The 3919-nt window shown below is 54.0% G+C and carries 6 protein-coding genes; all 6 read left to right on the top strand.

What is annotated here, in order from left to right:
- Nucleotides 1-252, top strand: a 252-nt coding sequence (locus tag ACR52_RS28880) for a hypothetical protein (RefSeq protein WP_236692219.1), incomplete at its 5' end; no start/stop codon positions are given.
- A 205-nt stretch (nt 253-457) separates the two neighbouring features.
- Nucleotides 458-1336, top strand: coding sequence for a hypothetical protein (locus tag ACR52_RS28870; protein WP_048731867.1), 879 nt, complete (start codon nt 458-460; stop codon nt 1334-1336).
- Nucleotides 1337-1483: 147 nt separating this feature from the next.
- Nucleotides 1484-1732, top strand: a complete 249-nt coding sequence (locus tag ACR52_RS28865) for a phage protein (protein ID WP_048731864.1) — start codon at nt 1484-1486, stop codon at nt 1730-1732.
- Between the two features lie 11 nt (nt 1733-1743).
- On the top strand, nt 1744-2016 hold the full coding sequence (locus tag ACR52_RS28860) for a DUF5476 domain-containing protein (protein WP_048731862.1): 273 nt from the start codon (nt 1744-1746) through the stop codon (nt 2014-2016).
- 21 nt (nt 2017-2037) lie between these two features.
- A complete protein-coding gene (locus ACR52_RS28855; protein WP_048731859.1) occupies nt 2038-2289 on the top strand; it encodes a hypothetical protein in 252 nt (83 codons plus the stop codon).
- 10 nt (nt 2290-2299) lie between these two features.
- The coding region (locus tag ACR52_RS28850; RefSeq protein WP_048731857.1) for a portal protein at nt 2300-3919 on the top strand (1620 nt) is incomplete at its 3' end.

Here is a 3919-nt window from a genome sequence, read left to right as displayed (position 1 = left end):
ACTCGCGTTGTGTACTCATCCAGTGACCTTGCTGAGATTCGTGAGGCCATGCGTATGGGCCTCGCCGCCAATGATGTAGTACCGGGCAAGGAAGCTTTGGTCAAAAAGGCCCTTGAAGCTACTGATGAAGAGATGGCGTTGCTGCTAACCAAGGCTGGCATTCGGGAAAATATGCGCAGTGAACTGGCCTCGCTTTTTGGGGATTTGAACATTACCCGAATGAGCCCAGTGCAGACCCAAGTGGTGTCCTGATGGGTGAATACATTCGGATGCTCTACGCCATCAAAAAGGAGGCCCGCACGTTCCAATCCGACTTCTACCGGAAGAATGCCCACGGCGTCTCTGAGGCTGCTTCACGGGGCCATATCTCGTGTGTGTCCACTGATGGACGAAACATGGGCGTTTGGTCGCTGACTACAGCGGGTCAGTTGTTCTTGCAGAAACATGGAGGTGCTAAATGACCGCTCGTATCGGCGTAGCACTCGACATGGACTTCCTGATCTTCGAGGCAATGACCGTAAGCGAGCATGAGCAGGATTGGGGTGATGACATTTGGTCCCTTGAGTGCGACCACGCGAAGGCACGGGGCATCCTGGGCGGGACCGTTAAGTCCATCCTGGCGAGCATCGAAGCGGACATCCGTAAGAAGAACAAGAAGCCCTTTGAGCTTGTCCCCCTGTGCATCATCTCGGGCACCGACAACTTCCGTAAGGAGGTCTTGCCGACCTACAAAGCGAACCGTAAAGGCAAGCGTAAGCCTGTGGGCTACCCGGCGTTTGTCGAGGCCTGCATGCAACACTACGGTCAGAACGCTTTCCGTTGGGATGGCGTTGAGGGTGATGACGTGTGTGGGATCTTGATGACCAACCCGGCGCTGGCTGGCTGTGTCGCTGTGGTCTCCGCGAGTTGCGACAAGGACTTCAATACGGTTCCTGGCATGTTCATGTGGCTCACCAAGGGCAAGATGATGCGCAACAGCGAAGCCCAGGCAGACCGCTATCACATGTATCAGACCCTGATTGGTGATGTGACTGATGGTTACTCGGGGATTCCCGGTGTTGGTCCAGTAGTCGCGGAAGAGTTCTTGGATTCCCCGATGTTCTTCTACGCGGCCACTAAGATCATGAAATCCGGCCCACGGAAGGGCGAAGAGGTTGCCTACTGGGCTTCCCGTATCCCTACCGAAGAGGAAACGCTGTGGGACTGCATGGTCACGCTTGCTGCCTCTAAGGACATGACTGAGGCTGAGCTTTTGCAACAGGCCCAGGTCGCCCGAATCCTTCGTTGGTCTGACTGGGACCACGAGAACAAGAAGCCGATTCTATGGCAACCGTAGAGGTGTTCTTTACAGGACTGACTTTCGGTGTGTTCCTGGGCGTGTTCCTAATCCGACTTTAAAGCACCCACTATAACCATAGGAGACTGAAAGTTTATGTCCTCTTAAAGGCATCTTTTCGTCTCTGATAAAGGAGGTGTAATTCTTGTGTTAAATGATATTCAAGCGGTAATCAGTGATCCTGAAAACATCCCCGATATTCCGAATGCTTCCGCGCAATACCTTAACGTCCGCTGCAATGCCTCTTATCTAATCCGTACCGGTGTACTTGAAGACCTGCGAAAGTCAGGTTACTCCGAGTCTTTCATTGGTGGGTTCCTTGAGGGCATGACTGCTGTCACTGAGATTATCGAACTGATGCAGGAGCAGCGGAATACTCCAACCGAAGAAGAATGACAGGAGGTCCTATGTGCTTCTCATCTAAGGCAAAACAGCCAAAGGTCGACCCATCAACTATTGCTGCACCAGCTCCCGTAATGGAAGAGCCGCCGAAGGGTGTTGAATTTGGTGACGGCAGTGATAGCGATAAGTCGGAAACAACCGATGGCATCAAAGACTTGAAGATCAAAAAGGAAGACCAGGGCGATGGTACGCCAGCTGCTGCGGTCGCAAAGGACACCGGACTTGCCAAGAAGGCAACTTCAAGTTCATCCGTTAAACGAGCCCTTAAACGAGGTTAATAAAACGACAAGGAGGAACTAATGGGTTTTTTCAAGAAAGTATTCAAGAAAGCTACAGGTGGTCTCATCGGGGGTGATGAAAAACCTAAAGCCTCCCCGGTAGCTGCTGCTGTTGAGCCCCCGGCTCCCGCTGCCGCGCAAGTCGAAGCCCCGAAAGAGGACAAGACGGCTGACGAAGACGGCGATAGCGAAGCGGCAAAACGAGCCGCCAAGGCCAAGGGTAAACGAGCCCTTTCCGTATCACGCAGCCAGGGGACCGGTCTGAACATCTAAGGAGGTCTATATGGCCTCTACGGCTCGCACAGGGCTTGGAGAGGAATCGGCCAAGGCAGTCTATGACCGCTTGAAAAATGACCGTGTTCCCTACGAGACCCGCGCTGAAAACTGCGCAAAAGTAACAATCCCTTCGCTGTTCCCAAAGACCTCTGATAACGCCTCGACTGACTACACCACACCGTGGCAGGCAGTGGGTGCCCGTGGTCTTAACAACCTGTCGGCCAAGGTGATGCTCGCACTGTTCCCGCTGCAAAGCTGGATGAAGCTGAAAGTGTCCGAGTGGCAGGCCAAGCAATTGGTCACAGACCCCGAACAGTTGGCAATCGTGGATCAAGGCTTGGGCATGGTTGAGCGAATCATGATGTCTTTCATGGAAGCCAACAGCTACCGCGTGACGCTCTTTGAGCTGATCCGACAGTTAGCCCTGGCTGGCAATGGATGCCTTCATCTACCGCAACCGGACGCAAGCTCTACGGGCTACAACCCGATGAAGCTGTATCCCCTGAGTTCCTATGTGGTGCAGCGAGATTCCTTCGGGAACGTCTTGCAGATTGTCACGTTGGACAAGGTGGCCTATGCGGCTCTTCCTGAAGATGTCCGTAACTCACTCGCGGATTTTGGTGACAAAAAGCCCGATGAAGAAGTGGAGGTCTACACCCACGTTTACCTTGACGATGAGTCGGGGGACTTCTTGAGCTATCAGGAAGTGGATGGTGAGGAAGTGGACGGCACTGATGGGCAATATCCGCCTGATGCTGTTCCGTGGATCGCTGTGAGATGGACCAAGCGGGATGGTGAAAACTATGGCCGCTCCCACTGTGAGGAATACCTGGGTGACTTAACGTCCTTGGAGAACCTTCACGAATCCATGATCAAGTTTTCGATGATCGCCTCGAAGATCGTGGGCTTGGTGAACCCCAACGGGATGACCCAAGTACGGCGCCTGACCAAGGCCCAAACAGGCGACTTCGTAGCGGGCCGCAAGCAAGACATCGAATTCTTGCAGCTCGAAAAGACCGCTGACTTTACGGTCGCTAAGTCTGTGGCTGATGCCATTGAGTCCCGACTGGCCTACGTCTTCATGCTGAACTCAGCAGTGCGGCGTTCGGGTGAGCGTGTGACTGCGGAAGAAATTCGGTATGTAGCAAGCGAGCTTGAGGACACTCTTGGCGGGGTCTATTCGATCCTCTCCCAGGAGCTTCAGTTGCCTCTTGTGAGGATCTTGCTGAACCAACTTCAAGCCACCTCTCAGATTCCAGATATGCCCAAGGAAGCCGTTGAGCCGACTGTAAGCACCGGCCTGGAAGCCCTTGGCCGTGGTCAGGACCTCGACAAGTTGACTCAGTTCTTCAATGGCCTGCAAGCAATTGCGCCGCTGATGCAAGACCCTGATATCAACATGAGCAACCTCAAGATTCGACTCGCCAACGCTATTGGTATGGACACCGCTGGGCTCCTGCTCACGGACGCCGATAAGGCCAAACGCCAAGCAGAACAGATGGTCGCCCAAGGTGGTCAGGCTGCTGCTCAAGGTCTCGGCGCGGGTGTGGCTGCACAAGCAACCGCAAGCCCGGAAAACATGCAGTCAGCCATGGATACAGCTGGCATTCAAGCGGGCCCTATCGGG

Origin of the sequence: Pseudomonas fildesensis, assembly GCF_001050345.1 — a bacterium.
Classification (GTDB): domain Bacteria; phylum Pseudomonadota; class Gammaproteobacteria; order Pseudomonadales; family Pseudomonadaceae; genus Aquipseudomonas; species Aquipseudomonas fildesensis.
The sequence above is the reverse complement of the archived record's forward strand: the minus strand, read 5'-3'. Positions and strand labels throughout refer to the sequence as shown.

Coding starts and splice junctions, on each gene's coding strand:
- ACR52_RS28870 (WP_048731867.1), top strand. CDS start 458: ATGACCGCTCGTATCGGCGTAGCACTCGACATGGACTTCCTGATCTTC.
- ACR52_RS28860 (WP_048731862.1), top strand. CDS start 1,744: ATGTGCTTCTCATCTAAGGCAAAACAGCCAAAGGTCGACCCATCAACT.
- ACR52_RS28855 (WP_048731859.1), top strand. CDS start 2,038: ATGGGTTTTTTCAAGAAAGTATTCAAGAAAGCTACAGGTGGTCTCATC.